This window comes from Chitinivibrionales bacterium (assembly GCA_035516255.1).
In the GTDB taxonomy this organism is placed as follows: domain Bacteria; phylum Fibrobacterota; class Chitinivibrionia; order Chitinivibrionales; family FEN-1185; genus FEN-1185.
Genome location: DATJAL010000030.1, coordinates 36,073 through 59,902 on the forward strand (window position 1 = coordinate 36,073; position 23,830 = coordinate 59,902).

At 55.7% G+C, this 23,830-nt stretch carries 28 protein-coding genes; 15 read left to right on the top strand and 13 right to left on the bottom strand.

The window, feature by feature from the left end; translation table 11 throughout:
* Positions 1-222 precede the first annotated feature (222 nt).
* The 4 genes from VLX68_08985 to selD all read right to left on the bottom strand — a co-directional run bounded on the left by VLX68_08985 (position 223) and on the right by selD (position 6,589).
* Complete coding sequence (locus VLX68_08985; protein HUI92364.1) at positions 223-1,287, bottom strand: PDDEXK nuclease domain-containing protein; 1,065 nt, start codon at positions 1,285-1,287, stop codon at positions 223-225.
* 216 nt (positions 1,288-1,503) lie between these two features.
* Positions 1,504-3,285: a DUF2075 domain-containing protein gene (locus tag VLX68_08990; GenBank protein HUI92365.1), complete on the bottom strand. Its 1,782-nt coding sequence runs from the start codon at positions 3,283-3,285 to the stop codon at positions 1,504-1,506.
* Positions 3,286-3,624: 339 nt separating this feature from the next.
* The gene (gene ptsP, locus VLX68_08995; GenBank protein HUI92366.1) at positions 3,625-5,340 is read right to left on the bottom strand and encodes a phosphoenolpyruvate--protein phosphotransferase; all 1,716 of its coding nucleotides are present in this window, start codon (positions 5,338-5,340) and stop codon (positions 3,625-3,627) included.
* Positions 5,341-5,542: 202 nt separating this feature from the next.
* Positions 5,543-6,589, bottom strand: coding sequence for a selenide, water dikinase SelD (selD, locus tag VLX68_09000; protein HUI92367.1), 1,047 nt, complete (start codon positions 6,587-6,589; stop codon positions 5,543-5,545).
* A gap of 93 nt (positions 6,590-6,682) precedes the next feature.
* On the opposite strand from selD, the gene VLX68_09005 reads away from it, so the two are divergent.
* A complete protein-coding gene (locus tag VLX68_09005) occupies positions 6,683-7,090 on the top strand; it encodes a hypothetical protein (GenBank protein ID HUI92368.1) in 408 nt (135 codons plus the stop codon).
* A 540-nt stretch (positions 7,091-7,630) separates the two neighbouring features.
* On the opposite strand, the gene VLX68_09010 is transcribed toward VLX68_09005, so the two are convergent.
* The 5 genes from VLX68_09010 to VLX68_09030 form a co-directional block, all read right to left on the bottom strand.
* Positions 7,631-8,119, bottom strand: coding sequence for a ferritin family protein (locus tag VLX68_09010; GenBank protein ID HUI92369.1), 489 nt, complete (start codon positions 8,117-8,119; stop codon positions 7,631-7,633).
* Between the two features lie 17 nt (positions 8,120-8,136).
* The gene (locus VLX68_09015) at positions 8,137-8,673 is read right to left on the bottom strand and encodes a DOMON domain-containing protein (protein ID HUI92370.1); all 537 of its coding nucleotides are present in this window, start codon (positions 8,671-8,673) and stop codon (positions 8,137-8,139) included.
* Complete coding sequence (locus VLX68_09020) at positions 8,670-8,909, bottom strand: DUF4405 domain-containing protein (GenBank protein ID HUI92371.1); 240 nt, start codon at positions 8,907-8,909, stop codon at positions 8,670-8,672. The genes VLX68_09015 and VLX68_09020 overlap by 4 nt, the downstream gene beginning before the upstream one ends.
* A 29-nt stretch (positions 8,910-8,938) precedes the next feature.
* Complete coding sequence (locus tag VLX68_09025) at positions 8,939-9,493, bottom strand: ferritin (GenBank protein ID HUI92372.1); 555 nt, start codon at positions 9,491-9,493, stop codon at positions 8,939-8,941.
* A gap of 115 nt (positions 9,494-9,608) precedes the next feature.
* Positions 9,609-9,815, bottom strand: coding sequence for a hypothetical protein (locus VLX68_09030; protein HUI92373.1), 207 nt, complete (start codon positions 9,813-9,815; stop codon positions 9,609-9,611).
* Between the two features lie 335 nt (positions 9,816-10,150).
* On the opposite strand from VLX68_09030, the gene trxA reads away from it, so the two are divergent.
* Both trxA and VLX68_09040 read left to right on the top strand, forming a co-directional pair.
* The gene (trxA, locus tag VLX68_09035) at positions 10,151-10,465 is read left to right on the top strand and encodes a thioredoxin (protein HUI92374.1); all 315 of its coding nucleotides are present in this window, start codon (positions 10,151-10,153) and stop codon (positions 10,463-10,465) included.
* A 53-nt stretch (positions 10,466-10,518) separates the two neighbouring features.
* Positions 10,519-10,923 carry a thioredoxin family protein gene (locus VLX68_09040; GenBank protein ID HUI92375.1) on the top strand — a complete coding sequence of 135 codons (405 nt, stop codon included), beginning with the start codon at positions 10,519-10,521 and terminating at the stop codon, positions 10,921-10,923.
* A 499-nt stretch (positions 10,924-11,422) separates the two neighbouring features.
* Here the strand turns inward: VLX68_09040 and VLX68_09045 are convergent, their stop codons facing one another.
* Entirely contained in the window at positions 11,423-11,605 is a 183-nt protein-coding gene (locus VLX68_09045; protein HUI92376.1) for a hypothetical protein, read from the bottom strand.
* A 102-nt stretch (positions 11,606-11,707) separates the two neighbouring features.
* Here VLX68_09045 and lysS point away from each other — a divergent pair, with 102 nt between their 5' ends.
* The 12 genes from lysS to VLX68_09105 all read left to right on the top strand — a co-directional run bounded on the left by lysS (position 11,708) and on the right by VLX68_09105 (position 21,602).
* The gene (gene lysS, locus VLX68_09050) at positions 11,708-13,183 is read left to right on the top strand and encodes a lysine--tRNA ligase (protein ID HUI92377.1); all 1,476 of its coding nucleotides are present in this window, start codon (positions 11,708-11,710) and stop codon (positions 13,181-13,183) included.
* Positions 13,184-13,185: 2 nt separating this feature from the next.
* Positions 13,186-14,433 (top strand): FtsX-like permease family protein, encoded by a 1,248-nt coding sequence (locus VLX68_09055; protein HUI92378.1) that lies wholly within the window; start codon positions 13,186-13,188, stop codon positions 14,431-14,433.
* Between the two features lie 7 nt (positions 14,434-14,440).
* Positions 14,441-15,133 carry an ABC transporter ATP-binding protein gene (locus tag VLX68_09060; GenBank protein HUI92379.1) on the top strand — a complete coding sequence of 231 codons (693 nt, stop codon included), beginning with the start codon at positions 14,441-14,443 and terminating at the stop codon, positions 15,131-15,133.
* Positions 15,134-15,267: 134 nt separating this feature from the next.
* Entirely contained in the window at positions 15,268-15,798 is a 531-nt protein-coding gene (locus VLX68_09065; protein ID HUI92380.1) for a UvrB/UvrC motif-containing protein, read from the top strand.
* Between the two features lie 55 nt (positions 15,799-15,853).
* Positions 15,854-16,936, top strand: a complete 1,083-nt coding sequence (locus VLX68_09070) for a hypothetical protein (GenBank protein HUI92381.1) — start codon at positions 15,854-15,856, stop codon at positions 16,934-16,936.
* Positions 16,923-17,528 (top strand): sulfurtransferase-like selenium metabolism protein YedF, encoded by a 606-nt coding sequence (yedF, locus tag VLX68_09075; protein HUI92382.1) that lies wholly within the window; start codon positions 16,923-16,925, stop codon positions 17,526-17,528. Before VLX68_09070 ends, yedF begins: the two co-directional genes overlap by 14 nt.
* Positions 17,529-17,538: 10 nt before the next feature.
* Entirely contained in the window at positions 17,539-17,754 is a 216-nt protein-coding gene (locus VLX68_09080; GenBank protein ID HUI92383.1) for a DUF3343 domain-containing protein, read from the top strand.
* A gap of 157 nt (positions 17,755-17,911) precedes the next feature.
* Positions 17,912-18,487: a rubrerythrin family protein gene (locus VLX68_09085; GenBank protein HUI92384.1), complete on the top strand. Its 576-nt coding sequence runs from the start codon at positions 17,912-17,914 to the stop codon at positions 18,485-18,487.
* Positions 18,488-18,634: 147 nt separating this feature from the next.
* Entirely contained in the window at positions 18,635-18,793 is a 159-nt protein-coding gene (locus tag VLX68_09090; protein HUI92385.1) for a rubredoxin, read from the top strand.
* Between the two features lie 165 nt (positions 18,794-18,958).
* A complete protein-coding gene (locus VLX68_09095; protein ID HUI92386.1) occupies positions 18,959-20,287 on the top strand; it encodes a glucose-6-phosphate dehydrogenase in 1,329 nt (442 codons plus the stop codon).
* 43 nt (positions 20,288-20,330) lie between these two features.
* Positions 20,331-20,825: a ferritin family protein gene (locus VLX68_09100; protein ID HUI92387.1), complete on the top strand. Its 495-nt coding sequence runs from the start codon at positions 20,331-20,333 to the stop codon at positions 20,823-20,825.
* Positions 20,826-21,200: 375 nt separating this feature from the next.
* On the top strand, positions 21,201-21,602 hold the full coding sequence (locus VLX68_09105) for a Smr/MutS family protein (protein ID HUI92388.1): 402 nt from the start codon (positions 21,201-21,203) through the stop codon (positions 21,600-21,602).
* A gap of 74 nt (positions 21,603-21,676) precedes the next feature.
* Here VLX68_09105 and VLX68_09110 read toward each other — a convergent pair whose 3' ends face one another.
* The 3 genes from VLX68_09110 to VLX68_09120 all read right to left on the bottom strand — a co-directional run bounded on the left by VLX68_09110 (position 21,677) and on the right by VLX68_09120 (position 23,821).
* On the bottom strand, positions 21,677-22,057 hold the full coding sequence (locus VLX68_09110; GenBank protein HUI92389.1) for a hypothetical protein: 381 nt from the start codon (positions 22,055-22,057) through the stop codon (positions 21,677-21,679).
* Between the two features lie 199 nt (positions 22,058-22,256).
* Positions 22,257-23,195 (bottom strand): radical SAM protein, encoded by a 939-nt coding sequence (locus VLX68_09115; protein HUI92390.1) that lies wholly within the window; start codon positions 23,193-23,195, stop codon positions 22,257-22,259.
* A gap of 86 nt (positions 23,196-23,281) precedes the next feature.
* On the bottom strand, positions 23,282-23,821 hold the full coding sequence (locus VLX68_09120) for a hypothetical protein (GenBank protein HUI92391.1): 540 nt from the start codon (positions 23,819-23,821) through the stop codon (positions 23,282-23,284).
* Between the last annotated feature and the right edge of the window lie 9 nt (positions 23,822-23,830).

The window sequence follows — 23,830 nt, forward strand, 5'->3', positions numbered from 1 at the left end:
CGGTTATGTGCCGTGTTTATTTATGCCGTAGAACGGTTGGGTTTTTAGATGGTTGCAACGTGCGCCGTGTTACGACGTGGACAGCGTTAGAAAACGTGACGGAGTGAAGCGACTTGACACGTTTTATTCAAACGCTGGACATGTGCGCGTTTCGCGCGAACATAACGCGGCTGTTGGTGGATTTGCTGCCCGTTTGTGTTGCTGTGGCGCATAACTGTAGATTTATTTCTTCTCTGATTCTGTTTTAGGAGAATTGGAAAGCCTTGAAGCTAATTCGTCTTCAAGTTCTGATACAGTTGGAAGTTTTGAAGATAGATTTTCAGGAATTGCATGAGTGAGAAGATAATCGCTTATGCCGATTGGTTTGTTGATGTCGCGTAAAGAGTATTCCGCTTCAATTTTATCCTTTTTCTTGCAAAGCAAGATTCCTATTGTTGGATTATCATCCGGACGCTTCAACTGGCTATCAACGGCGGATAAATAAAAATTGAGTTTCCCTGCAAATTCAGGTTTGAACTTACCGGCTTTAAGTTCGATCACCACGAAACACCGGAGTTCAAGATGATAAAAGAGCATGTCAAGAAAGTACTCGTTATCACTCACAATAAGCTTGTATTGCCTGCCGATGAAAGCAAAACCTTTTCCTAATTCGAGGAGGAAGTCTGTGATTCTATCGGTTAACGCCGTTTCAACGGCGCGTTCCTGCGCATCGTCTTCAAGCCCGAGAAAGTCAAAATTATAGGGATCTTTTATTGTTTCCTGAGCAAGACCTGAGTGCGATATCGGCAAGGTTCTGGGAAAATTTGTGAGCGATTTTCCTGTTCGCCGATATTCGTCCTTTTCAATTTTCATTTCCAGGATGTCTCGCGCCCAACCGTTTTCAATAGTTGCTGAAACATACCAGAGTGCCTCGTCGACATCTTTTATCTTGCTTGTTATCAGACGGTTATGACCCCAGGGAGTTTGTGCCACAGGCTGTGGCACAATTGGAGAACTGGCGGAATAAAAAAGATACCACTGGCGGATTGCATAAAGGTTCCGCCGGGAAAACCCTTTCATGTCAGGAAATTCGAATGACAGGTCGCGGGACAAACGGTCAATAAACCCGCTGCCCCAGTTGGCTGCTTTTTCCTTTTCAATTATTTCGCCGCCAATGTGCCAGTAAAGCTTGATAAGTGCTTCATTGAGAGACAAGCCTGCTTTTTGCCGGGCAATGGTAATTTGCTGCTTCAAACCGGAAAGCCAGGAGCCGTATTCTGGAGAAAGTTGTTGTTCTGAGTCATTCATAATAGGAAGTCTTTTTTCGTTGTTTAAATCACCGGAATCCCGATATCAGTAAGATAATAAAATGTCGGGTCGTAGAATGCCGGGTTTCGAGTCGGATCAATCGGATCGCCCTCCGGAACAACAATAACCATACCTTGCCGTGCGCGGGTTAACAGAACCCGGTACGCATTCTTCAGATAATTCCGGCGTTCTTGTTTCTTGATGTGATTCCAGCGGTCACCGCAAAATGACCAATGTTCCCATCCTTCCATAGCGGAAATCAGCATCCCACGTTACGCAGGCCCAATCAAGCTCAAGACCCTGTACATGGAACTCCGTGGCAACATCTTCAAGATAATACGATGACCGTACATCTTCCTTGCCATCGAGAAACCAATGAATCGGATCCATCGGTGATTTCACATCAATTGCATGCGGCTTTAATCGCTGCGCCTGCGAGGAAACCACAATACCGTACCGCTCCGTTCCGCGCGCTTTTTCCCTCAGCCATTGTTTGGCTTTGGAAAAATTCCTGGTGATAACAATTGGATATTTCACATTTACATTTAATAGTGTTTGCCTCGCTTCGGTCGATTCAAGGTCAAGCAGCTGTTTTACCAATAGCGAAACGTTCTCTGCGCGAAATGAGCGCATCGAAACCGAAAGATGCAATTCGTCCTTATAGGTTACATTCGGGCGGGATTTAATAGCTTCCAAAATCTCGCCTGCGCCATACTCACTGTCGGTAAGTCGGGGGGATATGAATATGCGCCAGTCCGGGAAAGACCTGATCAACGATTCTACCCATTCGCTGATTCCGGCTTCACCGGTGTTAATTTCCTGGCCACCTCCTACAAGGCAGACAACCACTGCCCAGTCCGGGTGCCTGTCAAGGCATGATATTAAGAATTCAGGTTCTGATTTCATAAACCCAGGCGTTTTCTTTTTCCGGAGCATGAAATTGGCCGTTTGTTCAAGGTTCCAGGCTCGCTGGGCTTCATCGAAGAGCGCGACATGCTCGATAGGGGGTTTTGTGGTGTCAACAAGACAATCGTCTCGAAAATGATGCACGTTTTGAATGAATATTTTCACATCACTTAATGCCTCGCCCTTCCTGAGTTTCCGCCCCTGCTCTTTTTCATGTTGCACTTTATCCCGTGCTAATGCTTCGCGCAAAATTGCGACAAGCGGGCCATTGCCTGAAAGAAAGACGCTGTAGAGGTCATTGTCCCTGTCAATGTGTTTGGTGGCAATGTTGAGGCCAACCAGTGTTTTGCCGGCTCCTGGAACGCCTGTTAAAAAGCAGATCGATTTATGACAGTTCTCTTTTGAAGAACGGACAATGTCGGAAATTGCATCGGATGTCCGGCTGAGGTTGATCGCACTAGCGTCACTGCGAGAAATATCGGCAACGGAATGGCCATTATACAGCGCCATTGCGGCTTCAATGATTGTCGGGGTAGGGCAGTAACGTCCGGTCTCCCAGATTACTCCATCAATTTCAGGTCCCTTGCAAAAACGCAAGACTTCATCAAGAACATTGCCAAGCAATTCTACGGTGCACTCAACGGGGTGAAGAAGTTTGTCGCGATGCGGAGTAGTCGCAACGACAGGAACGGCTGTTTTTGCAGTTGTCGGAACAAGGATTGGAGCGATAAACAGATCATGACTGGATTCGTGAAAGTTTTTCAGGTCAAGCGAATAATCCCAGACCTGGTCTTTTCCCGAGGAAGTAAATTCTTTTTCGCCGGCTTTGAATTCAATGACAAAAATCACCGGGCCAATAAGAAGTACCACGTCAATCCGTTTGCCCATTCGCGGAATTGAATATTCAAAATATACCGATCCTTTTCTTCCCCGCAGCACAGCTTGCAGAATGGATATTTCCTCGACCCAGGCGTTACGTTGCGATTGTCCTACATCAAAATCACTTCTTGAAGTAAGCTTGCCGAGAACTTCATCGGAAGATGATTTTAAGAAACCCTCAATTGAATCTGAATAATATTCCCGTTTTGTCATTTACGGTAATTTAATCTATGCGAATGTTTATCTTCAGTAATGCGCCACAATTCTTCTGACTTTCAAACGGGCAGCATTTACACCACCTACAGGTATGTTGCTTTCATAAAGCATACCCTTTCGGCATGCATGCTGCTACCTACCTGCAACATACCTGCCAAAACGGGACATTTTCTGCAGGTCGATGCGCCTTGGGCCTTTCCCCCTAAATCAACATTCACGCCCTTGCACAAATCAAGAAAGAAAAATCGAATAATTTGGAACAAAGGAGAAAAACAAAATGAGAGGTCGGTCTTCAGCGGCCGGAAGCCGGCGAAGCGGAAAAAATTCAGGCAATGTTCAATACTCCGCCTTCCATTCCACCCCGATGAGTTTCGCACCTTCCGCCAGGGTTCTTGCCGCGAGCATTTTGTCCGCGAGTTCCTTCGCCTTTGCGCCGTTGATGGCGCCGATCTGTTTCTGCAGCTGCGGGATCCGGCGCGGGGGAATTGTCAGATGGGAAATTCCCATGCCCACGAGCACGGGGATCAGCGGCTCATACGACGCTATTTCGCCGCACACCGACACCGGTTTGTCGCGGCGGGCGCCGGCGTCGGCCACCGTCTTGATCGCGCGGAGGACCGCCGGGTGCCAGGGAACGTACCAGTCGGTCATCTGTTCGTTGGTGCGGTCGACGGCGAGCATGTACTGCACCAGGTCGCTGGTACCGATGGCGAGGAAATCGGCCTCGGCGGCCAGGTCGTCGGCGATGCCCACGGCGCAGGGCAGCTCCACCATGGCGCCTATCGAGGGCGCGTGCTGGTGCGCCGTGCCCGCGTTCGCGAGGGCGGCGGCGTGCTCGGCGACGATGCGCTTTGCATGGAGGAAACTGTCCACCGAGGGGACGAGCGGGAACAGGATGCGCACGGGACGGTCGTGCCCCGCGCGCAGGATCGCGCGCACCTGCGTGTCGAAGATCTCGCGGTGCCTAAACGTGAAGCGGATGCCGCGCAGGCCCAGAAACGGGTTGGTCTCCTGCCGGGTGGGAAAGTAGCGCAGGATCTTGTCGCCGCCGATGTCGAGCGTGCGGAACACCACGCCGCCGGCGCCGGTGTGCTCGGCCACCTTCCGGTACACCGCGCACTGCTCGTCCTCGGTGGGGAAGCCGTTGCGGATGAGGAAGGGCATTTCGCTTCTGTAAAGTCCAACGCCCTCGGACCCGATGGCGGCGGCGAGTTTTGCCTCGCTCACCAGGCCGATCGCTGCGTGCAGGAAAACGCGCATGCCGTCGGCCGTTCGGGTCTGCGGCGCGGCGCGCTCCCGGTGCTGGGCTTTGCCTTTTGCGCCCAGCACGTCCCGGTAGCCGGCGATGATATCGGGTGCCGGGGCGACGTGCACGTTGCCCACGTTCGCCTCGAGCAGGAGCAGGGTGCCGTCGGGAATGTCGCCGAGCTCGGCCGCGTCGACGAGCACCAGCGGCAGGTCGAGGCTGCGCGCCAGCACCGAAATATGCGCAGTGACGCCGCCCTCGGTGAGGATCACGCCCGCCACGCTCTGGGCCACCAGCCGCAGAATGTCCGAGGGGAACAGCCTTGACGTGATAAGAATCCTGCCGCTGTAATCCGACAGCTCCGCCGCGCCGGTGCCGGCGAGGTTGCGCAGGATGCGGCCGGCCAGGTCGCCCAGGTCCTGCGTCTTTTCCCGGATGCGCGGGCTTGCGCTCTGCGATAAAACGGCGTTATACTCCTGCCATACCGTCTTCACGGCGGCGCCCGCCGGCATGCCCGACGTGATGAGGCCGCGGATGCGGCCCGAAAATTCATTGTCGTCAAGGATGGCCAGGTGCGCGCCGAAGATCTGGGACACCTGCTCGTCCACGCGCTCCTGGATGGCATGCTGGAACGCCGCGAGCTGCTTGCGCGTTTTGTCAAGTGCATTTTCGAAATCCCTGGCGGTCCATGCGTCGCTCAGCGGGCCGGTGAACGCGTCCGGCGAACCGGTCTTGACAATTGCCGTACCCAGGGCCACGCCTTCGGAGGCGGGCTGGCCGTGGATCAAGCGGGGGAGGGTGGACATGGGAGCTCCCTATCGGATAGGCGAATTATTCCTGAAGGTCGCGGTTTCATTCCGTGCTCGTCGGCTTGTCTGATAAATCAATTCTCGCGTTTTCACAAATCAAGAAAGAAAAGAAAGCGGAAAAACGCCCGAGTACCTCCTCAACGGTGGGCAAATCGAAAAAGAATTAGGGCGTCGCACAATAATCAAACGGAAAGCCGCCTCACTCCTTCACCACCAAACTCTTCCCGTTCCTGCCTTTTTTAATCACCCGTCCGACAATCTGGGTCCTCGCATATCCTTTGTCAATCAATTCCGCTTTCATCCTGTCGGCCTTTGCTTCCGGTGCGCACAGCAGCAGCCCGCCCGACGTCTGCGCGTCGAGGCAGAGCATTTTCATGGAATAGTCGACGTCCTTTTCAAACAGGCATTCTTTTTCCACGAACTCCTGGTTGCGGAAGGCCGCGCCCGGGATGCAGCCTGATTCGGCGAGCTCGTACGCGCCCGCGAGCACGGGTATCTCCTCCGAATCCAGTTCCAGGGTCACGCCGCTTGCCTGCGCCATCTTGAGGCCGTGGCCGAGCAGGCCGAAGCCGGTGATGTCGGTGGCGCAGCGGACGCCGTATTTCCGCATGACCTCGGCGCCGGCCTTGTTGAGCAGTTTCATGTTGTCAAGGCACGCCTCGTAGTCCTTGTCTTTTGCGTCGCCCACGCGCCTGCCCGCGACCATGACGCCCGCGCCCAGGGGTTTGGTGAGGATGAGCGCGTCGCCGGGTTTTGCCCGGTCGTTGGTGATGATTTTGTTCGGGTGCACCACGCCGGTGACCGCGAGTCCGTATTTGGGCGGATAGTCGTCTATGGTGTGGCCGCCGGCGACCACGGCGCCCGCCTCCTTGATTTTCCGCAGGCCGCCGGCCAGGATCTCCCGCAGCACGTCAAGAGAAATTTTCGATGACGGGAACATGCAAAGGTTGAGCGCCGCGATGGCCTTTCCGCCCATGGCGTATACGTCCGAGAGCGCGTTGGCGGCCGCGATCTGGCCGAACTCGAAGGGGTCGGAGCAGACCGGGGGGAAAAAGTCGGTGGTCAGGATGACGGCGATATCATCTGTCAATTTGTACACGCCGGCGTCGTCATGCGTTTCGATGCCCACGAGCAGGCGTTTGTTCACGATTTTCGGCAGGCCTTTGAGCGCGTCGGACAGTTTCTGGGCCGGTAGTTTGGCGGAGCAGCCGCCGTGTTCAACGGTCGAGAGGAGGTCGAATGACATTGGAGTATCCCGGTTGATTGATAATTACTATATTACCTACTAAAGATAAATTCAAATCACGGCTCAAGCATGAAATTCGGAAAGGGGAGCGCCTTGAAGAAGATAATCCTACTTTGCATTCTTGTTTTTTCGACGTCAACTTTTGCCTGGAAAAAAGAAGCGCATTTCATCAGCCTGCCCATCATCGAGGGCGCTGGGCTTTACACGTCGATACGCTGCCTGATGGACACGAAATCCGCGGCCACGCAGGTCCCGTCAATCGCCACCATCACCCTGCTCGCGGGAAACGCGACGCTCGGTGCGGTCTCGGTGTTCGGCCCCCAGGAAAATTATCCGGTGCTGCGCACCATTCACCGGTACGTGGGTTTCGGCATCACCGCGGCCGCCCTGTGGATGAGCGTCGCCGCGGGAAACGACAGAAACGTGAATAATTTGACGAGGAATATTTCTTACGGATACACGGCGGTGACGACGGTGCCGATTATCATATTCTCTTTTTAACAAATAAGATTCTGGTGGGGGAAGTTTCCCCGTGGGGTGCGGTTTCCGCCGCCTCCTTCACAGAAAAGAATAAAACAAAATCCTGAGGCGGCGGCGGTCCGCACCCGCACCCCCTCCCGGGTGCAGCCATGTACCGGCGGTTGCAAGCCCGCACCTTCCGCTGGGCGCGCCCTTGATGCCACCGATTGCCAAGGAATCCTGAAAAGTTTATTTAAATCCGATAATTTTGGATTTTTAAAGTTAACTTACCTTGCTTATTTCCCTTTTGCTGCGAGTCTTCCGCAAATTGAGAGGAAAAAACGGTAGTGACAATTTATTGCCTGATCGGCGCCATCAGAAGTTATTGACGAATCAGAATCTCGCCGCCGCGTAAGGCAGGACTGGAGGCCGCGCTGGAGCGCGGTGCTGCCCGGCCCTCGCCGCCAGGCATACAGGGGCCGTGGCAGCCGGAGCCGAAGGCGAGACCGGAAGGACGGCCGACCCCGAACAAAAAAGGCGGGTATTTAACCGCCTTTTTTGTTCGGGGGAACGCCCAGATTTTTATTCTTCATCTAGATGATTAAACTCCGCGTTCTCCAGAAACGTCTTCGGCTCAGCCACGAACTCCAGCAGATGCTCCACCAGGTGCTCGTGCTTCTGCTCTTCCTGGATAAGGTATGTCAGGATTTCCTTTTGCGGGGACGAGGGTGATTTTGCGAGCATGTCTTCGTACAGCGTGATGCTTTTTCGCTCCATCTCCAGTGCCTTGGAATATGCCTTTGAATATTCATACACGGTTTCGGGAAAAGAGAAGTGGGACGACAATCCCGCGAATATCCGCTTTGCCTCGGCCGAAACCGTGCCGGACGACGACGGATGGGGGAACGTGGTGTTCCGCCATGAGTTGAAAAGCTCGTAATGCTGCTGCTCCTCGCCTGCAAGGAGTTTGAAGATTCCGGACAGTCCGGGAACAGGGGTCTCCCGGGCGAGCTTTTCGTAATACCGTTTGCCTTCCTGTTCGATGTTTTTCGCGAGTTCGAGCGGGTCCATGAGGTTTCCCTTCAGCATTACAGCGTGATGGTTTTAGTCGCGTCGTCCTTGTGCTTTTTCTTTATGTCGTTCGTGGCGCCGGTCGCGAAAATCAATTTCACCTTTGCGCCGGGCACCAGCTTGACGTCCTTGGGGTCGCCGCTGTCAAGCGGGATGGTGAACGAGAGCGTGGTGACGCCGCTTGCCTGCGTGCAGTCGCCGGCGATGATGTTGTTTGTGCCGCCGAGCACCGTGTCGGGCGCGTGGGTGAACATGCCGTCGCCGAACTCGTCGGACACCACTGCCTTTCCGTCAATCACGCTGCCCAGGATCAGATTGGCGCCCTGCATGGCGCTTTTGGGATTGAAGCCGACCGCGATCCAGCCGTTGGTCTTGCACGAGACTTTTGCGACGAGGTTTGCGCCGTCGATCCGGTAATTGAACGTGAATTTTCCCGCGATGACGGTTTTCATGGGCGGTTCCTTGCTTGTTGCAGCAGCGGAGTCCTGTCCGAAGGTGAAAACGGCTGCGAGGCACAGGGCGGTCGCAGCGACGGCCGCACGGCGGGAAATCATGCTTTGCTCCTCTTTTTGAAAAAGGTTGATTTGATCCATGTCCAATTGAGGTAGGTGTGAAGAATGATAAGCGCAAACAGAATATATCCGGTAATCAGGTGAAGTTGACGCACCGTCCCGAACGGGATCACGTCGGAGAAAAAGGTAAAAAGAACCGCGGTCACTGCCTGCGCAAGAACAAAAATTGCCAGTGCCGGGTTGACGTATTTTAATGCAGTTGTCTTCGAAAACGCCATTGATCCTCCTTTGTAAAGGGGCAATAGGGTTACGCCCCGCCTCCGGCCGCCTTCATCGCGGCCTCGACGCCCTTTGAAAAGTCCGTGGGGACCGTGGTCATGCGGGCGGCCTTTTCCTTGTCGAGAAGGTAGAGCGCGGCAGTGTCGGTGCCAATGAGCTTGAGCTGGGCGATGATGTCGTTGTCGTTTTCCTCCTCTTCGGTCTGCTCCGTGACATACCACTGCAGAAACACCTCGCTGGCGTGGTCTTTCTCCTTTTTCGCAAGCTCCACGAGCCCGGCGATGCATTTCGTGATGAACTGCTCGTGCGCGAGCGTCTTGGTGAACATGTCCATGGGAGACTTGAACTCGGACGGCGGCTCCTTGATGGGGAGCAGCTTCACCTTGCCGCCCATCTTGATCACGTATTCATAGAATTTCATGGCGTGCAGCATCTCCTCGTGGTACTGCACCATGAACCAGTTGGCGAACCCCTTGAGCCCCTTGAACGCGCAGTCCGCCGACATGGCACTGTAGAGGTATGCGGAATACATTTCGTTGTTGATCTGGACGTTCAGGGCCTCTTCCATTTTTTTTGAGATCATGCGATCCTCCTGTTAAATAAAATGGATGATACTATTCGGAACGAATATCCTCTTTCGGCAACTGGAAACATAATAAAAGGCGCATCCAGACTCACGGAAAATCATCCAGGAATCATCATTTCTCCTCCCATTTGCCTTTTTTCCGGTGACACTCGATTTCGCGGTCCGCTTCGGCCTTGATCCGATACGCAATGTCCCTCACGATGCCGTACAGCACGCCGCACCCGTCATCGTCGCGTTCCAGGTCGCCTTTGTCCGCAAGGGCCAGAAGCTGGCGGGAAAGCTCGAGGGTCTGGCGAATGTTCTGATTGTAAGGCTTCATAGGTCCGCCTTTTTCATGATGGTCCCGATCATTGTAAAATCTAAACTGCATTTCCTATGCCAACGGCAGAGCAAAGTGATGAAAGCTGGCATTTTTTAAAAGGTCGATATAAAAGCCGTATGAAATTTGAATCGGGGAGTACCAAGTCAAAAATTATGATAAGGCAGCATTATAATTATACACATATGTCTATTTTTATCGGACATTCCAAACATTTTTCAGAATAATTGCTCCATTTTCCGGTTTTTTCCCATAAAAAACAATTATTGGCGGATTGGCACATCATTTGAAGAAATAATGTCAAACATACTGATAATCAGGACAAGGAGATGAAAATGCATAAGGAAACCAGTGATTTGACTTTTGAAAATGATGTGCTTAAATCCGGCGTGCCGGTGCTTGTGGATTTCTGGGCGCCGTGGTGCGGCCCGTGCAAAATAGCGGAACCCATTCTCGAACAGATCGCCCAGAAAACGTCGGGAAAGGCCCAGGTCTTCAAGATGAATGTCGACGAAAACAGCCTTATTCCCGGCAGGTACGGCATTACCGCGATTCCTACGGTGATTGTGTTCAGGAACGGAAGGATCGAAAGGGAATTCGTGGGCGTGCAGCCCGAAAACGTTTATCTCGGCGCGCTGGCGCTGACCTGATTTCTCAAGGCAGGGATTATATTCTCCTTCTTGGATGAAAGGAAATCCCTGTGATGAAAAACACGTTCCTTGTTCTGGTGTCGCTTCTTGGCCTCGTTTGTTGCGGATGCGGCGGAGAAAAAAAATCCGTCATAGTCCCGGTTCTCACCGGCAAGGAACTATCCAGCATCATAGACAACTCCGGCGACACGCTTATAGCATTTGACAATTACGCCGACTGGTGCGTGCCGTGCCACGTGCTCGAGCCCACGCTCGAGGAAGTCGCCCGAGAGAACCAGAAGAGGGTCGACTTTTACAAGGTCAACGTCGACCAGGTGACCGAGGCGGTGCAGACCTTCGGCATTCCCGCGGTCCCGTTTGTTGCTTTTGTCAAGAACAAGAAGGTCGTTGCCTCGCTCACCGGCGTGCAGCCGAGGGAAAGTTACGAGAAGATAATAAAGGATAATAGTAAAAAATAAATTGATAATTCTGGGCGTTCCCCCGTCGCAGAGGGGGCGGTTTGCGAACCGTCCCCTATGCGACGGGGGCGGCCGTCCTTCCGGTCTCGCCTTCGGCTCGGGCTGCCGAGGCCCCTATATGCCTGACGGCGAGGGCCTGGCAGCACCGCGGCTCCAGCGCGGCCTCCAGTCCTGCCTAACGCGGCGAGAGATTTCCGGTTAGTCAAAAGCTATTTGTGGCGCCGATCGGACAGTAGTTTTTACCTTCCAAACAACACTCGCAATAACTTCTGCTGGAACAATATTTTCTTCCGCCGTGTAAAGCCTGACCTGCCGCTGACTGGTCGCTAGCCACCCGGGTTTTCGCATACCACAAGACTCGGGCGTCAGAGAGGGGGCACCTGCCTTCGCCGTAGCGGCTTCGCGCAGGCAGGCAACGTAACCTCTGCGGTTCATCCCCCTCCGCCTCCGGCGTTTTCCCTCTTTGAAAGGGGGAAAAAGATGTGCGGCAAGTTACCTTTTATCCGCGCGCCAGGTTGGACTGGAGGGTGAGCAAGAGCGAATTGCCGGCCGTCCCCTCGCCGAAGGCGACTTCGGGCGGTCCGGTAACGAGGCGAATAGCCGAGCCCGGAAGGAGAACCGTCGCCGCGCTTCGCGGCGGGGCGCCCAGATTTTTATGTTTTAACACTGTCTGAATCTTCATGGTATTTTCCCCCCGAATCAACTATTTTTCCTATTCTTTATCGGATCACTTTCAGTCAAACACCAAAGCAGAAATTATCAAAAAAGCAAGGAGCCCATTTCCGTGGAATTGTCCGGACCGCCAAACGACCAGCGCGCCGTACGCATCGAAAAAATAAAAATGCTGCGCGAGGCGGGCGTGCTGCCGTACGCGGAGCGTTTTGAAAAAACCCATTCCCTGGCCCAGGCAAGGGCGCTTGCCGACGGCGCCAAACAGGTGCGCGCGGCAGGCCGCGTGGTGGCGCTGCGCGGGTTCGGCAAGCTCACCTTCGGCCATTTGCTCGATTTTTCGGGCACCATGCAGTTTGCGCTTCAGAAAAACAAGCTGGCCGCGCAGTTCGAGCTGTTCATGAAAACCGTTGACATCGGCGATTTTGTCGGCGTCGAGGGCGACATCATCACCACCAAAACGGGCGAAAAGACCATCGACGTAACGCAATGGACCTTTCTCACTAAAACCTTGCGGCCGCTGCCGGAAAAATTCCACGGGCTTACCGACCCGGAACTGGTGTACCGGCGGCGCTACCTCGACCTCATCACCTCGCCCGAGCACATGGAGCGCTTCAGGAAGCGAACGCAGGTCATCAAGACCATCCGCGACTACCTCGACGCCAACGGGTTCACCGAAATCGACACGCCCGTGCTCGCCAACAAGGCGTGCGGCGCGCTGGCAAAGCCCTTCGTCACGCACCACAACGCGCTCGACATCGACGTGTACCTGCGCATCGCGCCAGAAACCTACCTCAAGCGTGCGATCGCGGGCGGGTTCGAGCGCGTATACGAGTTCGCGCGATGCTTCCGCAACGAGGGCCTCGATGCGTCGCACCTTCCGGATTTCACCCTGCTCGAATATTACTGCGCCTATTGGAATTATGATGACAACATGAAATTCACCGAGGCGCTCCTCAAACACCTGCTCATGCAGGTGTGCGGCGGGCTCTCCATCAAATACGAGAACACGCAGATTTCGTTTGACGGCGCGTGGCCGCGCGTTTCGTTCCGCGACCTCATCCTCAAGGACTGCGGCATCGATATCAACCAGTTCGCCACCAAGAACGAGCTGCTCGCGGAAATCAAGGCAAGGGGCATCACCTTCGAGGACGACGTGGACGTGAAGCGCGCCGGCCGCGGTAACCTCGTCGACCTTCTTTACAAAAAGGTGTCGCGTCCCGCGCTTGTCGATCCCGTGTTCGTGATCCACCACCCGCTCGATCTGTCGCCGCTGGCGCGGAAAAACGACAAAAACCCGGACGTGGTCGACCGCTTCCAGCTCGTGGTGAACGGGTGGGAGATCGTCAACGCCTACTCCGAGCTCGTGGACCCCATCGACCAGGCCCGGCGCTTCGATGAGCAGGCGAAAGCGCGCGCGCAGGGCGACGCCGAGGCCATGGAGGTGGACAACGATTTCCTGCTGTGCATGGAATACGGCATGCCGCCCATCTCGGGATGGGGCATGGGCGTGGACCGCGTGGTCGCGCTCTTGACAAACGCGCCAAACCTCCGGGACGTGATCCTGTTCCCGCTCATGAGGCCCGAGTAACCATGGCACGGCCCCTGGAGCTGTTCGTCGCGATGCGGTACCTGCGCGGCAAGCGCAGGATGGGGTTCATCTCGTTCATCACCTGGATTTCGGCGGGCGGCGTGTTTCTGGGCTCCCTCGTGCTGGTGGTGGCGCTGTCGGTGGCCAACGGGTTCGAAAAGGAAGTGCGCGACCGCATCGTGGGCATCACCGCGCACGCCAAGATCCTCCAGTATTATTCGCGGCCCCTTGTCAATTACGATTCGCTCCGCACCCGCATCCTCAAATGCCCCGGCGTGGTGGCCGCCACGCCCTACATCATGGAAAAGGGCGGCATCGAGTATGAAAACTCGAAGGAGGGCGTGATGATCATGGGCGCCGAGGCGGCCGCCGAGACCACGGTCACCGAAGTGGGGCGCAAGATCACGTTCGGGACGTGGGCCCTCGATTCCGCAATGTCAAGCAAGCACCGGAAGCTGCCCGGCATCGTGGTGGGCGTCGGCCTGGCCGACAAGATGGGCATCAGGCCCAGCGCCGAGGTGGTGGTGGGCGGGCTCACCAGCGAGGCGGCGGAAGGCGGGATCACCTCGATCCCCATGGAGCGCTTCGTGGTGCGCGGCGTGTTCGAGACCGGCATGTACGAATACGACGTGGGCCTGGTGTACCTGTCCATCGCTTCGTGCCAGAGCCTCTTTTCGATGAAAGGCGTTGAGGGAATCGCCATCCGGACCATCGATCTCTTCAAGGCCGACGCCATCGGCCGGGCCGTGAAGGACTCGCTGGGAGGGTATCCGTACCATTCGCTCGATTGGAAGTCGCAGAACAAATCGCTGTTCGAATGGATGAAACTCGAACGGTTCGTCATCTTCATCGTCATTTCCCTGATCATCGTGGTGGCGGCGTTCAACATCGTGTCGTCGCTCGTCATGATGATCATCGAGAAGCGCCGAGAGATCGGCATCCTCATGGGCATGGGCGCCACCGGCGGCTCCATCCTGCGCATATTCATGTTCAACGGCGTGGTGATCGGCCTGCTCGGCTCCACGCTCGGCACCGCCCTGGGCGTGGCGATCTGTTTTGTGCAGTACCACTACCGGTTCATTCCCATCCCGGGCGACATCTACTTCATCAACAAGCTGCCGGTGATGGTACAGTGGGCCGACATCGCCGCCATTTACCTGAGCGCCAACGTGATCTGCTTCCTGGCCACGCTGTACCCGGCCTGGAGCGCCTCGCGCGTGCTGCCGGCCGAAAGCATCAGGATCGAGTAGGGTATTTATGGACGCCATGGTTGAAGTTTTCCATCTGACAAAGACCTTCACCGACGAGGCAGGCGCATTCGACGTGATCAGGGACGCTTCTTTCACCATTGATAAAGGAGAAATGGTCTCGCTGGTGGGCGTGTCGGGCGCGGGCAAGACCACGCTCCTGCAAATACTGGGAGGGCTGGATGCGCCCACGGCCGGGGAGGTGCGCATCAACGGAAAGCCGCTGGGCGCGATGAGCGCGAAGGGCCTCGCCGCGTTCCGCAACCTGAGTCTGGGGTTTGTGTTCCAGTTTCACCATTTGCTGCCCGATTTCACCGCGCTCGAAAACGTGGTGCTCCCCGGCATGATCGCGGGTAAAACCAAACGGCAATGCGAGGCGCGGGCACGCGAACTCCTCGAGCTGCTCGGCCTGTCGCGGCAGGCGAGCCATCTGCCGTCCGAGCTTTCGGGCGGCGAGCGCCAGCGCGTTGCGCTCGCGCGCTCGCTGTTCAACCAGCCCGCGCTCATCCTGGCAGACGAGCCGACCGGCAACCTTGACAAAGAAAACGGGCACATCCTGCTCGAGCTTTTCAAGAAGGCGAACCGGGAGCTGCGGCAGACCTTTCTCGTCGCCACGCACAACGCGGAATTGACACAAGGGATGCACCGGACGGTGTATATTGAGGACGGGAAGATAGTGAGCAAAGGCAACCTTAATAAATGATTTATGACGGTGTCATTCCCACGAAAGCGGGAATCCATCCTGGAATCTTCACAGGAAAAGATGGACTCCCGCTTCCACGGGAGTGACAGGCAATAGTTGAGGTTCCTAAGTAGAAATTATTCAGGATATTTTTCATGACCCTCTGCGACTACTGCCACAGCGCGCCCGCCACGGTGCACATCACGCAGATCGCGCACCACAAGACCATTGTGTCGCACCTGTGCGAGACCTGCGCGCGCGAGCAGGGCGTTGTCGTTGAGGTGGGGCGCGACGGCATTGTACCCGAGGTGCAGGTGCAGGCCGACGCGCAGGCCGGGCCGGCGGAAAAGGAAAAAGATCGCGAGTGCGGCTTTTGCCATCTTACCTTATCGGAATTCAAGGCGCAGGGACGGCTCGGTTGCCCGCAGTGTTATAAGGAATTCGACCGGGAAATCGAGGCGCTTCTTGTCAAGGTGCATGGCTCGGCCGTCCACAGGGGCAAGGGGCATGTGGCGGCGGGCGACGCCGGTACGGCCGGCGACCTAACCCGGCTGCAGCGCGAACTTTCAGAGGCGGTGGCGCGCGAGGAATTCGAACTCGCGGCGCAGCTGCGCGATGGGATCGATCGTTTAAAGGAAGACAGCCACGGAGGCGCAGAGAGCACAGAGAAAATCAAAAATAAATAAAAACTTTACTCATTCAATCTCCGTGTCCTCTGTGTCTCCGTGGCATTCTTGTATTATGATACAATCAATCCTCACCCACAACATGCCGCCCTGGCTGTCGGGCGAAGGCCCCGACGCCGACGTGGTGGTGTCCTCCCGCGTGCGGCTCGCCCGCAACCTTGCGCAGCACAGGTTTCCGGGCCGGGCGTCGATGTTCGAGCGCGCCGAGGTGTTTCAGGAGGTTTCCGCCGCATTCAGGGAAACGCCGCAATGCAGCTCGTTCAACCCGGTGTCGTTCAGCAAACTTGACAAAAATGAACAGCGGTTCCTCGTAGAGGAGCGGCTTGCGGGCGCCGGGCTCGAAAACGCCGAGGGCGAGCGCGGCATCATCCTTGACGAAACGCGCCGCGTGAGCGTCATGGTGAACGGAGAAGACCACCTGAAGCTGCAAATCCTTGACGCGGGCCTGCGGCCGCAGGAATTGTGGGGCGTGGTCGACGCCATCGACGACGCCGTGGGCATGCGGCTCACGTACGCGTTTGACGGCCGCAGCGGGTTTCTCACCTGCCGCCCCGCCGATGCGGGAACAGGGCTGCGTGCGTCGTTCCTCGTGCATTTGCCCGGGCTCACGCTCGCGCGAAGCGTTGATACCGTCCTGCGCGGCGCGGCCCAGATGGGCGTTTCGGCGCGCGGTTTTTTAGGGGAGCACTCGCCGGTCGCGGGAGACCTGTACGCACTGTCGAACGCCTCGGCAATGGGGTCCACCGAGAACGCCATTCTTGACAACACGGCAACCGTGGCGAGGCACATCGCCGGGGTCGAGCGCAAGGCGCGCCAGCGCCTGCTCGAGGAAGCGCACCTCAGGCTTATTGACAGAATCCAGCGCGCCTGGGGCGTTCTCTGCCATGCGCGGCTCCTGGGCGTCAACGAGTTCCTTGCCCTGGCATCGGATCTGCGCCTGGGCATCGAGTGCAACCTTTTTGACAAATGTACCAGGAGCGAGCTCAACCGGCTCACGCTGTTTATGCTGCCCGGCCACCTGCGGGCGTATTACAAGAAAACGATGGACGACGAGGAATGCCGGGCGGCGCGGGCCGACCTGGTGCGGGCGTTTTTTAAAAGAAAAAAAACTGGAAAGAGGACCCATGAAAACGGTTGACGCGCGCGACATGGCGTGCCCCAAGCCGCTCATTCTTGCACGAAAGGCGCTCAACGGGCTTGCCGCGGGCGGCCGCGTTCGGGTGATGGTTGACAACGAGACCTCGGTGCAGAACATCAAGCGGTACTGCAGGGACAACGGCGTCGGCGCGTCGGTCTCAAAGCAGGGACGGCTTTTCGCGCTGACGCTTGCAAAACGCGGGACAAAGGCGGCCGCGGCAAACGAGGCTGCCTATTCCGGTTCCGGCGCCCCGGCAAAACCGCACGTGGTCGTTTTCAGGAGCGACACCATGGGAACCGGTCCTGCCGAGCTCGGCGCCGTGCTCGTGAAAGCGTTTGTCAATACCATTAAAGAAGTGAAGCCGCTGCCGAGCCACTTGATTTTCTATAATTCGGGAGTCAATCTGGTGGTGGAGGGGTCCGCCCTCATCGGGCCTTTGTCTGATCTTGAGAAAATGGGCGTGAAAATCCTCGCCTGCGGTACGTGCCTCGACTACTTCAACCTCAAGGACAGGCTCAAGGTGGGCGACGTGTCAAACATGTTCACGATTCTCGAAACCATCACCGCCGCCGGCCATGTAGTAACCACCTAGCCGCACGTCAATGAACAACGTGATCGCCGTATTCGATTCGACCCGAGCCGCCATCAATGCGGAAAAACTGTGCGCAAAGAACGGCATATCCTGCCAGGTGATTCCCGTGCCGAGGGACATTTCTGCCGAGTGCGGGATAGCGCTGGAAATCAATGCGGGTGACAAGGACAGCGTTGAAAAGATTTTTAATCAAGGGAATGTTAAAGTGAGGTTTTATAATAGATGAATTTTTCATTACAACAATATCGATGCTGGTTTATCCGCATTCGTGCTCTTGTTTTGATCTTAGAAAAAACTTGATCAGCCATACCCAATCCACCTATATTGTTGAATGCAAAAAACGGAAAATCATCCATAAATATACAAACTGAAAGGACAGCACCGTGAAAGCCATCAAGGGCTCAAAAACCGAAAAAAACCTTCTCGCGTCCTTCGCCGGGGAATCCCAGGCGCGCAACCGCTACACTTATTTCGCGAGCGCTGCGAAAAAGGAAGGCTTTGCGCAGATCGCCAACATTTTCGAGGAGACCGCCGACAACGAGAAGGAGCACGCGAAGCGCATGTTCAAGTTCCTCGAAGGGGGCATGGTTGAGATGACCGCGTCGTATCCCGCGGGAAAAATAGGCACCACGAAGGAAAATCTCGCGGCAAGCGCGGACGGCGAGCACGAGGAATGGACCCAGCTCTATCCTGGATTCGCAAAGACGGCGCAGGAGGAAGGGTTTGCCGAGGTCGCGGTGATGTACAAATCCATAGGCGTGGCGGAGGCGCAGCACGAAAAGCGGTACCGCGGCCTGCTTTCCAATGTGGAAAAAGGCAAAGTGTTCAAGAAGGACGGGAAGGTTTTCTGGCGCTGCAACAACTGCGGCTACATCCACGAGGGCACCGAGGCGCCGAAGACCTGCCCGGCGTGCAACCATCCGCAGGCGCATTTTGAGGTATTGGCGGAGAACTGGTAAAAAGATTCACCACTGAGACGCGGATAGACAGAGAAAAAACAGGGTTGGAAGTTGAAGGTTGAAAGTTGGAAGCCAGTCCATTCCGTAAACCTTCATCTTCACTTTCAACTTCCAGCTCTGAACATGTAACTTTGTAAGGAGAACACCATGAAACGGTATGTTTGCAATGCATGCGGATGGATTTACGATCCGGCAGTCGGCGACCCTGACGGCGGCATCGCGCCGGGAACGCCGTTTGAAAAACTCCCCGCCGACTGGGTGTGCCCGCAGTGCGGCGTCGGTAAAGACGAATTTTCCCCTGAGTAAAGTAAACGGTCCGAGGGTACCTCGTCACTCGCGTTGCGGCGCCAAAAAATATCCCTGCAGCGACTGCCTCGCGTGCCAGTGGTGCGCCGAATCACGCTGCAGAATGTGCAGGATGTCAAGGGCGGGCTGCTGCAACGAGCCCCCAAGGCGAAAAGGAAATAAAAAGTGAAAGCGGCATGCGGCACTTCGGGATTTGCCATCGTGATCCTCGGCGCGTCGGGCAACCTGGCGCAAAAAAAGCTCATGCCGGCGCTGCACCGGCTTTACCAGCGAAGCGAGCTTGCCGACTGCTCGATCATCGTGGGCGCGGGCCGCACGCCGTTCACCGATGAACAGTTCAGGCGGCGTTTCACCATCACCGACGACTTCGGCGGCAAGCTTTTTTATCACCAAGGCCTGCAGGGGCTCAGGGAATATCTTGCGGGTAAAGGATCATTTTCCCGCGTCATTTTCTTTTTTGCGCTTCCGCCCGACACCTATGCGCCCACCGCGGCCGAGCTGAGGCGCGAGGGCTTCTGCGGGAACACCTCCATCATCATCGAAAAACCCTTTGGCTCCGATGTTGCCTCGGCGCGGCTGCTGAACCGCGAGCTGTCGGCCTGTTACACCGAACGGCAGATTTTCCGCAACGACCACTACCTTGCCAAGGAAGCGGTGCAGAACATCCTGGTATTCCGGTTTGCAAACTCGCTGTTCGAACCGGTGTGGAACGGCCGGCACGTCGAGTCGATCCAGATCAGCGCGTGCGAACAGGCCACGGCCGCGGACCGCGCGCAGTATTTTGACAAGGCCGGAATCATCCGTGACATGGCGCAGAACCATCTCATGCAGCTCTTGTGTTTGCTCACCATGGATGCGCCCGCGAGCCTTGGCGCCGAAGACATCCGGCGCAAAAAAATCTCCATCCTGAAATCGCTTTCCGTTTCGGAATGCCGCCGGTGCCAGTACGACGGGTACCGGTCGGAAAAGGGCATTGCCCCGGATTCCAAAACCGAGACGTTTGCCGAGCTGTCGATGCGTATCGCGGGCGAACGGTGGAAGGGCACGAAGATCTTCATTCGCACCGGCAAGGCGCTGCACAGGACCGGAACGGAAATCGGCGTCCGGCTGCGGCCGCCCGCCAGAAACCTGTTTGCCGGGCAGCCCAATGTGATCGTTTTTAAGATCCAGCCGGCGGCAGGGATCATCCTGGGGCTGTCGGGAAAGAAGCCGGGCGAGGTCAGCATCGCGGGCACGCGCATGACGTTTTGCTACAACAAGGCCTTTGACGCCGAAATCCCCGGGGCGTACCAGAAACTCCTGCTCGACGCCATACGCGGCGACCACACGCTGTTCGTCGGGGCGAAGGAAACCGAGGAGTCGTGGCGCGTGCTTGACGCGGTGCTTGACAAAGGGCCGCTCGGCACCTATGCAAAGGGCGCTTTGCCGCCGGCAGGGCTCGACGCCGACTGGATTGATTTCGACGGCTTTGCGGCCGAATGCGCAACGGACTGATATATTTTTGCATGACGAAACAACCGCAATGACAGGAGGTTTTATGGCCCTATCCTACAGTGCCGACGAAATTTACGAAATTGGCGTCACCATCGAGAAAAATGGGAAGAAATTTTACGAGGCTTCCGCGGGCATGGCAAAGGAAAAAACGGTGAAAGACCTTTTTACTTCGCTTGCAAAATGGGAAAACCAGCATGTGAAGCTGTTCGAGGGCCTCAAGGCGGGCCTGCCGCAGGCGGCGCGCGAGCCGGTGTCGTACGATCCGGCCAACGAGCTGCAATTATACTTGAAGGCCGCAGCCGATTCCCATATTTTCCGCGCCGACGCCGACATTCCCGGCCTCGTGTCGCGCTGCAAGACCGCGATTGACGCGCTTTCAATGGCTTTGGTGTTTGAGAAAGACTCAGTGGTGCTGTATTCCACCATGCTCAACCTGGTGCCGGAGAACCTGGGAAAAAAAGACGTGGAGAAAATTCTGAACGAAGAGTTGAAGCATGTGAGCATCATAATGGGGGAAATGGAGAAATTGAAAAAATAGCGAAGTTTATTGCGGGGGAGGTTTCCCCCTCGCTCCGGTCCGGCCGCGCTTCTCCCTATTTCACCGAATCGTATCCGTAAGTTTGCGCCGCCGGTCCTCCGCTATCCCCTCCTGGGTGCAGCCAGGCACCGATAGCTGCAAGCCCGAACCTTCTGCTGGGCGCACCCTTGTGGCGGCGGTTGTCTGGGACAAGGATGTTTTTTCTGATTTAGCTTACTGCTGACCGCTAGATTTCGGGGCGCACCCGCGAGCGGCAGTCGAGAGGAAATCCTCATGATGAGGACAAATCAAAAAATTAAAGCATACTCCTGAGATATTTTTTCCTATATCTGAAATATCAGCAAATAATACAAAAAATATTTTTCTTAAAATATTATGCCTGATCCGTCATCCTCAAGAAAAACAATTCTCGACCATCTCACCCGCTACGGCGTGCTTGACAAAGACGCAATGGCGCAAAATCGGAAACAGCAGAGAAAATCCGGCATACAAAAGAGCGGAAAAAGAAAATTCAGGATGACGCTCGATCTGCATGGAATGACATCGCCTAAGGCCATGGCGGCATTGCGTGAAGCGGTAAACGAATGTTCCGAGAAAGGGATAGCTGAACTGCTGGTGATTCACGGCTACGGGCTTCATTCGGCGCCGGCGGAGGGTGGAGTACTTAAAACAGCGGTGAAGCAGTATATTGAAGCAATCAATGGTTTACGTGTACGGAGTTTTACCACTGCCGCGCCCAAAAATGGCGGGGAAGGGGCGACACTGGTGAGATTCTAAAAGCCTACATAATCCGCCGTCTCGGGAGAGAAGCGGCTTTACGGAAGGAACTTTGCAATTCCGATTATTCGCCGTTACTGGCCTGTCCCGACGCTCGATACGCTGTCGGTGGAGGTGTAATTCCATGTGACCGCGTACGTGCTGCCGTCAAAGCTCGATCCAAATTCACACCTGTACTTGGTATTGTTTTTGAGGAAGGTGAAACTTGCCGCTTGCGGCGTGATGGTCCAAGTTTTTGTGCCTTGGGGAACATAGGTGCCGAGATTGACTTCGTAGGTGCCGTTGGGAATGTCCGTGGGCAACGGCTTGGACTCTCCGGCATTGATCGTAAATATTTGGGCTCGAAAGTTGAAGTCAATGGCTTCCGAGGCATTGTTATCGACGGTAATTGAATTGTTATTTACGCACCCAATGCAACAGAGTGCCGCCGTTGTCGCCGCTATTTTTTTCCACATAGGCCTTCTCCCTGATTAAACATTCTACTTTTAACAATAAAAAGTTAAAATCAGCCAAGTCATTGTTTGAGACAATTACATTATACAATCATGTCAACCGGAATGTAAAGTGAATTTTATAACTTCCGTTGTTCCCGTATGTTGCCGATTGCCGCAATCCGGTTGCTCAAGCGGTCAGGGGTGACGATAAGCAAAATCGTCAATCGGCCATTCTGTAAAACAATCTTTTATTTACCGCTTCGGTACGAACCTTTTTTTCTTTTACCAGGCGTGAAAGGATCGAAGAGACCTCGTTGACAAGCCCGCCGCTTGTTGAGGTAAGATCCTCGACCGTCGAGGGACGGCGGCGCAGGGTGGCAAGGATCGCGGACTCGAGCTCACCTCCGGCCAAAAGCCGCGCAGGCGCGGCATACTGGCGCGAGAGTATCTCCACCGGAAGTGGTTTGAGGAATTCCGCTATTTCGAGAAGCCGTTCCGCGGAAGCCGGTGTGATCGAAGCGACGGCGCCGGGCCGGTCGAGCGTGTTGAGCTGGACGCGGCCCGGGCCGATTTCGGCAAATGCGTTTTTCAGCAGACGCAGCTCTTCCGCTGAATCGTTGGCGCCCGGCACGATAAACACCTCGAGCCACAACGCGCCCTTGTATTCCTCCGCGAAACGGACGAGCCCTTCGATAATTCTCTTATTGTCAAGACCCTTGTGCGGCCGGTTCACCTTTTTAAAGGCGGTGCTGGATACCGCGTCGAGTGACGGCAGGACATAATCGAACAGGGCGGCGCTTTCCCGCACCTCCGGCAGGGTGAAGAGGGTGCCGTTGGTGAGGAGCGCCGTCGCATAGCGTGGGAAATTCTTCTTTAAAAACCCTACGATCGTCCCAAGCCCCGTGTTCAGCGTCGGCTCGCCCGAGCCGGTCACGGTCACCACGTCAAGAACCGGCGATGGTGCGAGAAAACCGGAAAGCTCGGCAATAACCTCCGCGGCGGGTACCCATTCGCGGCGTTCGGCAGACAGGGTGGTGGTGCTTCCACATTCGCAATAAACGCAATTGAGGTTACATACCTTGAGAGGCATTATGTCAACGCCAAGCGAAACACCGAGCCGGCGCGAAGCAACAGGTCCAAACAGGTGCTTATAGTCCATGGCGAGCATGGTAAAGATGATGAAAGCCGGGCTTTAAAAGAAAGCCCGGCTTTGCAAAAAAGTGAAAAAGGCGCTTGTCGCAGCCCTTATTTTTTCTGGTCCGTGCTTGCGCTCGCCTCGATGTTTCCGGTAGTCTTCACCTCCCCGGCGTCCGGGTGGTTGGTCTTTATGACGAACTCGCCCGTTTTACTGTCCTTTTCCTCGAAGCGCGTCGATACGGCGAGACGGTAAGCCCATATCCCGCCGGCACCGGCCGAGTCCGGTCTTGTCAATTTGAACTCGCAGTGCAGGGGCAGGGTGTTCTGCCACGGCGTCTGGCCGGACGAACCCGAGCCAGGGGTGAAAAACACCTCCAAGACCTTCAGGTCGGGCTTGTCGGTGGAGAGCGTCAGATCGGTCTCATAAAGACCGTTGCTCCCACGCCGCATCTGGGGGTAGCCCGGGGAAACGGCGACCGGAACTTTTACAAAGCCCTTCATGCAAAGCTGCAGACTCGGTTTATTTTTGGCGTTCGAGTTCACGGTGAGGCATTTGGTGAAAGCGCCGTCGTGTACCCGATCCAGCGCAACTTCTTCGGTAACGGTGCCTTCCCGACCGGGAAGGATGGTCGTGTCGAAACCGACCACGGTGCACCC

Bases quoted from the DNA above. Each gene is read 5' to 3' on its own strand.
- VLX68_08985 (HUI92364.1), bottom strand. From the start codon at position 1,287: ATGAATGACTCAGAACAACAACTTTCTCCAGAATACGGCTCCTGGCTT.
- VLX68_08990 (HUI92365.1), bottom strand. From the start codon at position 3,285: ATGACAAAACGGGAATATTATTCAGATTCAATTGAGGGTTTCTTAAAA.
- ptsP (HUI92366.1), bottom strand. From the start codon at position 5,340: ATGTCCACCCTCCCCCGCTTGATCCACGGCCAGCCCGCCTCCGAAGGC.
- selD (HUI92367.1), bottom strand. From the start codon at position 6,589: ATGTCATTCGACCTCCTCTCGACCGTTGAACACGGCGGCTGCTCCGCC.
- VLX68_09010 (HUI92369.1), bottom strand. From the start codon at position 8,119: ATGGACCCGCTCGAACTCGCGAAAAACATCGAACAGGAAGGCAAACGG.
- VLX68_09015 (HUI92370.1), bottom strand. From the start codon at position 8,673: ATGATTTCCCGCCGTGCGGCCGTCGCTGCGACCGCCCTGTGCCTCGCA.
- VLX68_09020 (HUI92371.1), bottom strand. From the start codon at position 8,909: ATGGCGTTTTCGAAGACAACTGCATTAAAATACGTCAACCCGGCACTG.
- VLX68_09025 (HUI92372.1), bottom strand. From the start codon at position 9,493: ATGATCTCAAAAAAAATGGAAGAGGCCCTGAACGTCCAGATCAACAAC.
- VLX68_09030 (HUI92373.1), bottom strand. From the start codon at position 9,815: ATGAAGCCTTACAATCAGAACATTCGCCAGACCCTCGAGCTTTCCCGC.
- trxA (HUI92374.1), top strand. From the start codon at position 10,151: ATGCATAAGGAAACCAGTGATTTGACTTTTGAAAATGATGTGCTTAAA.
- VLX68_09040 (HUI92375.1), top strand. From the start codon at position 10,519: ATGAAAAACACGTTCCTTGTTCTGGTGTCGCTTCTTGGCCTCGTTTGT.
- VLX68_09045 (HUI92376.1), bottom strand. From the start codon at position 11,605: ATGAAGATTCAGACAGTGTTAAAACATAAAAATCTGGGCGCCCCGCCG.
- VLX68_09055 (HUI92378.1), top strand. From the start codon at position 13,186: ATGGCACGGCCCCTGGAGCTGTTCGTCGCGATGCGGTACCTGCGCGGC.
- VLX68_09060 (HUI92379.1), top strand. From the start codon at position 14,441: ATGGACGCCATGGTTGAAGTTTTCCATCTGACAAAGACCTTCACCGAC.
- VLX68_09065 (HUI92380.1), top strand. From the start codon at position 15,268: ATGACCCTCTGCGACTACTGCCACAGCGCGCCCGCCACGGTGCACATC.
- VLX68_09070 (HUI92381.1), top strand. From the start codon at position 15,854: ATGATACAATCAATCCTCACCCACAACATGCCGCCCTGGCTGTCGGGC.
- yedF (HUI92382.1), top strand. From the start codon at position 16,923: ATGAAAACGGTTGACGCGCGCGACATGGCGTGCCCCAAGCCGCTCATT.
- VLX68_09080 (HUI92383.1), top strand. From the start codon at position 17,539: ATGAACAACGTGATCGCCGTATTCGATTCGACCCGAGCCGCCATCAAT.
- VLX68_09090 (HUI92385.1), top strand. From the start codon at position 18,635: ATGAAACGGTATGTTTGCAATGCATGCGGATGGATTTACGATCCGGCA.
- VLX68_09100 (HUI92387.1), top strand. From the start codon at position 20,331: ATGGCCCTATCCTACAGTGCCGACGAAATTTACGAAATTGGCGTCACC.
- VLX68_09105 (HUI92388.1), top strand. From the start codon at position 21,201: ATGCCTGATCCGTCATCCTCAAGAAAAACAATTCTCGACCATCTCACC.
- VLX68_09110 (HUI92389.1), bottom strand. From the start codon at position 22,057: ATGTGGAAAAAAATAGCGGCGACAACGGCGGCACTCTGTTGCATTGGG.
- VLX68_09115 (HUI92390.1), bottom strand. From the start codon at position 23,195: ATGGACTATAAGCACCTGTTTGGACCTGTTGCTTCGCGCCGGCTCGGT.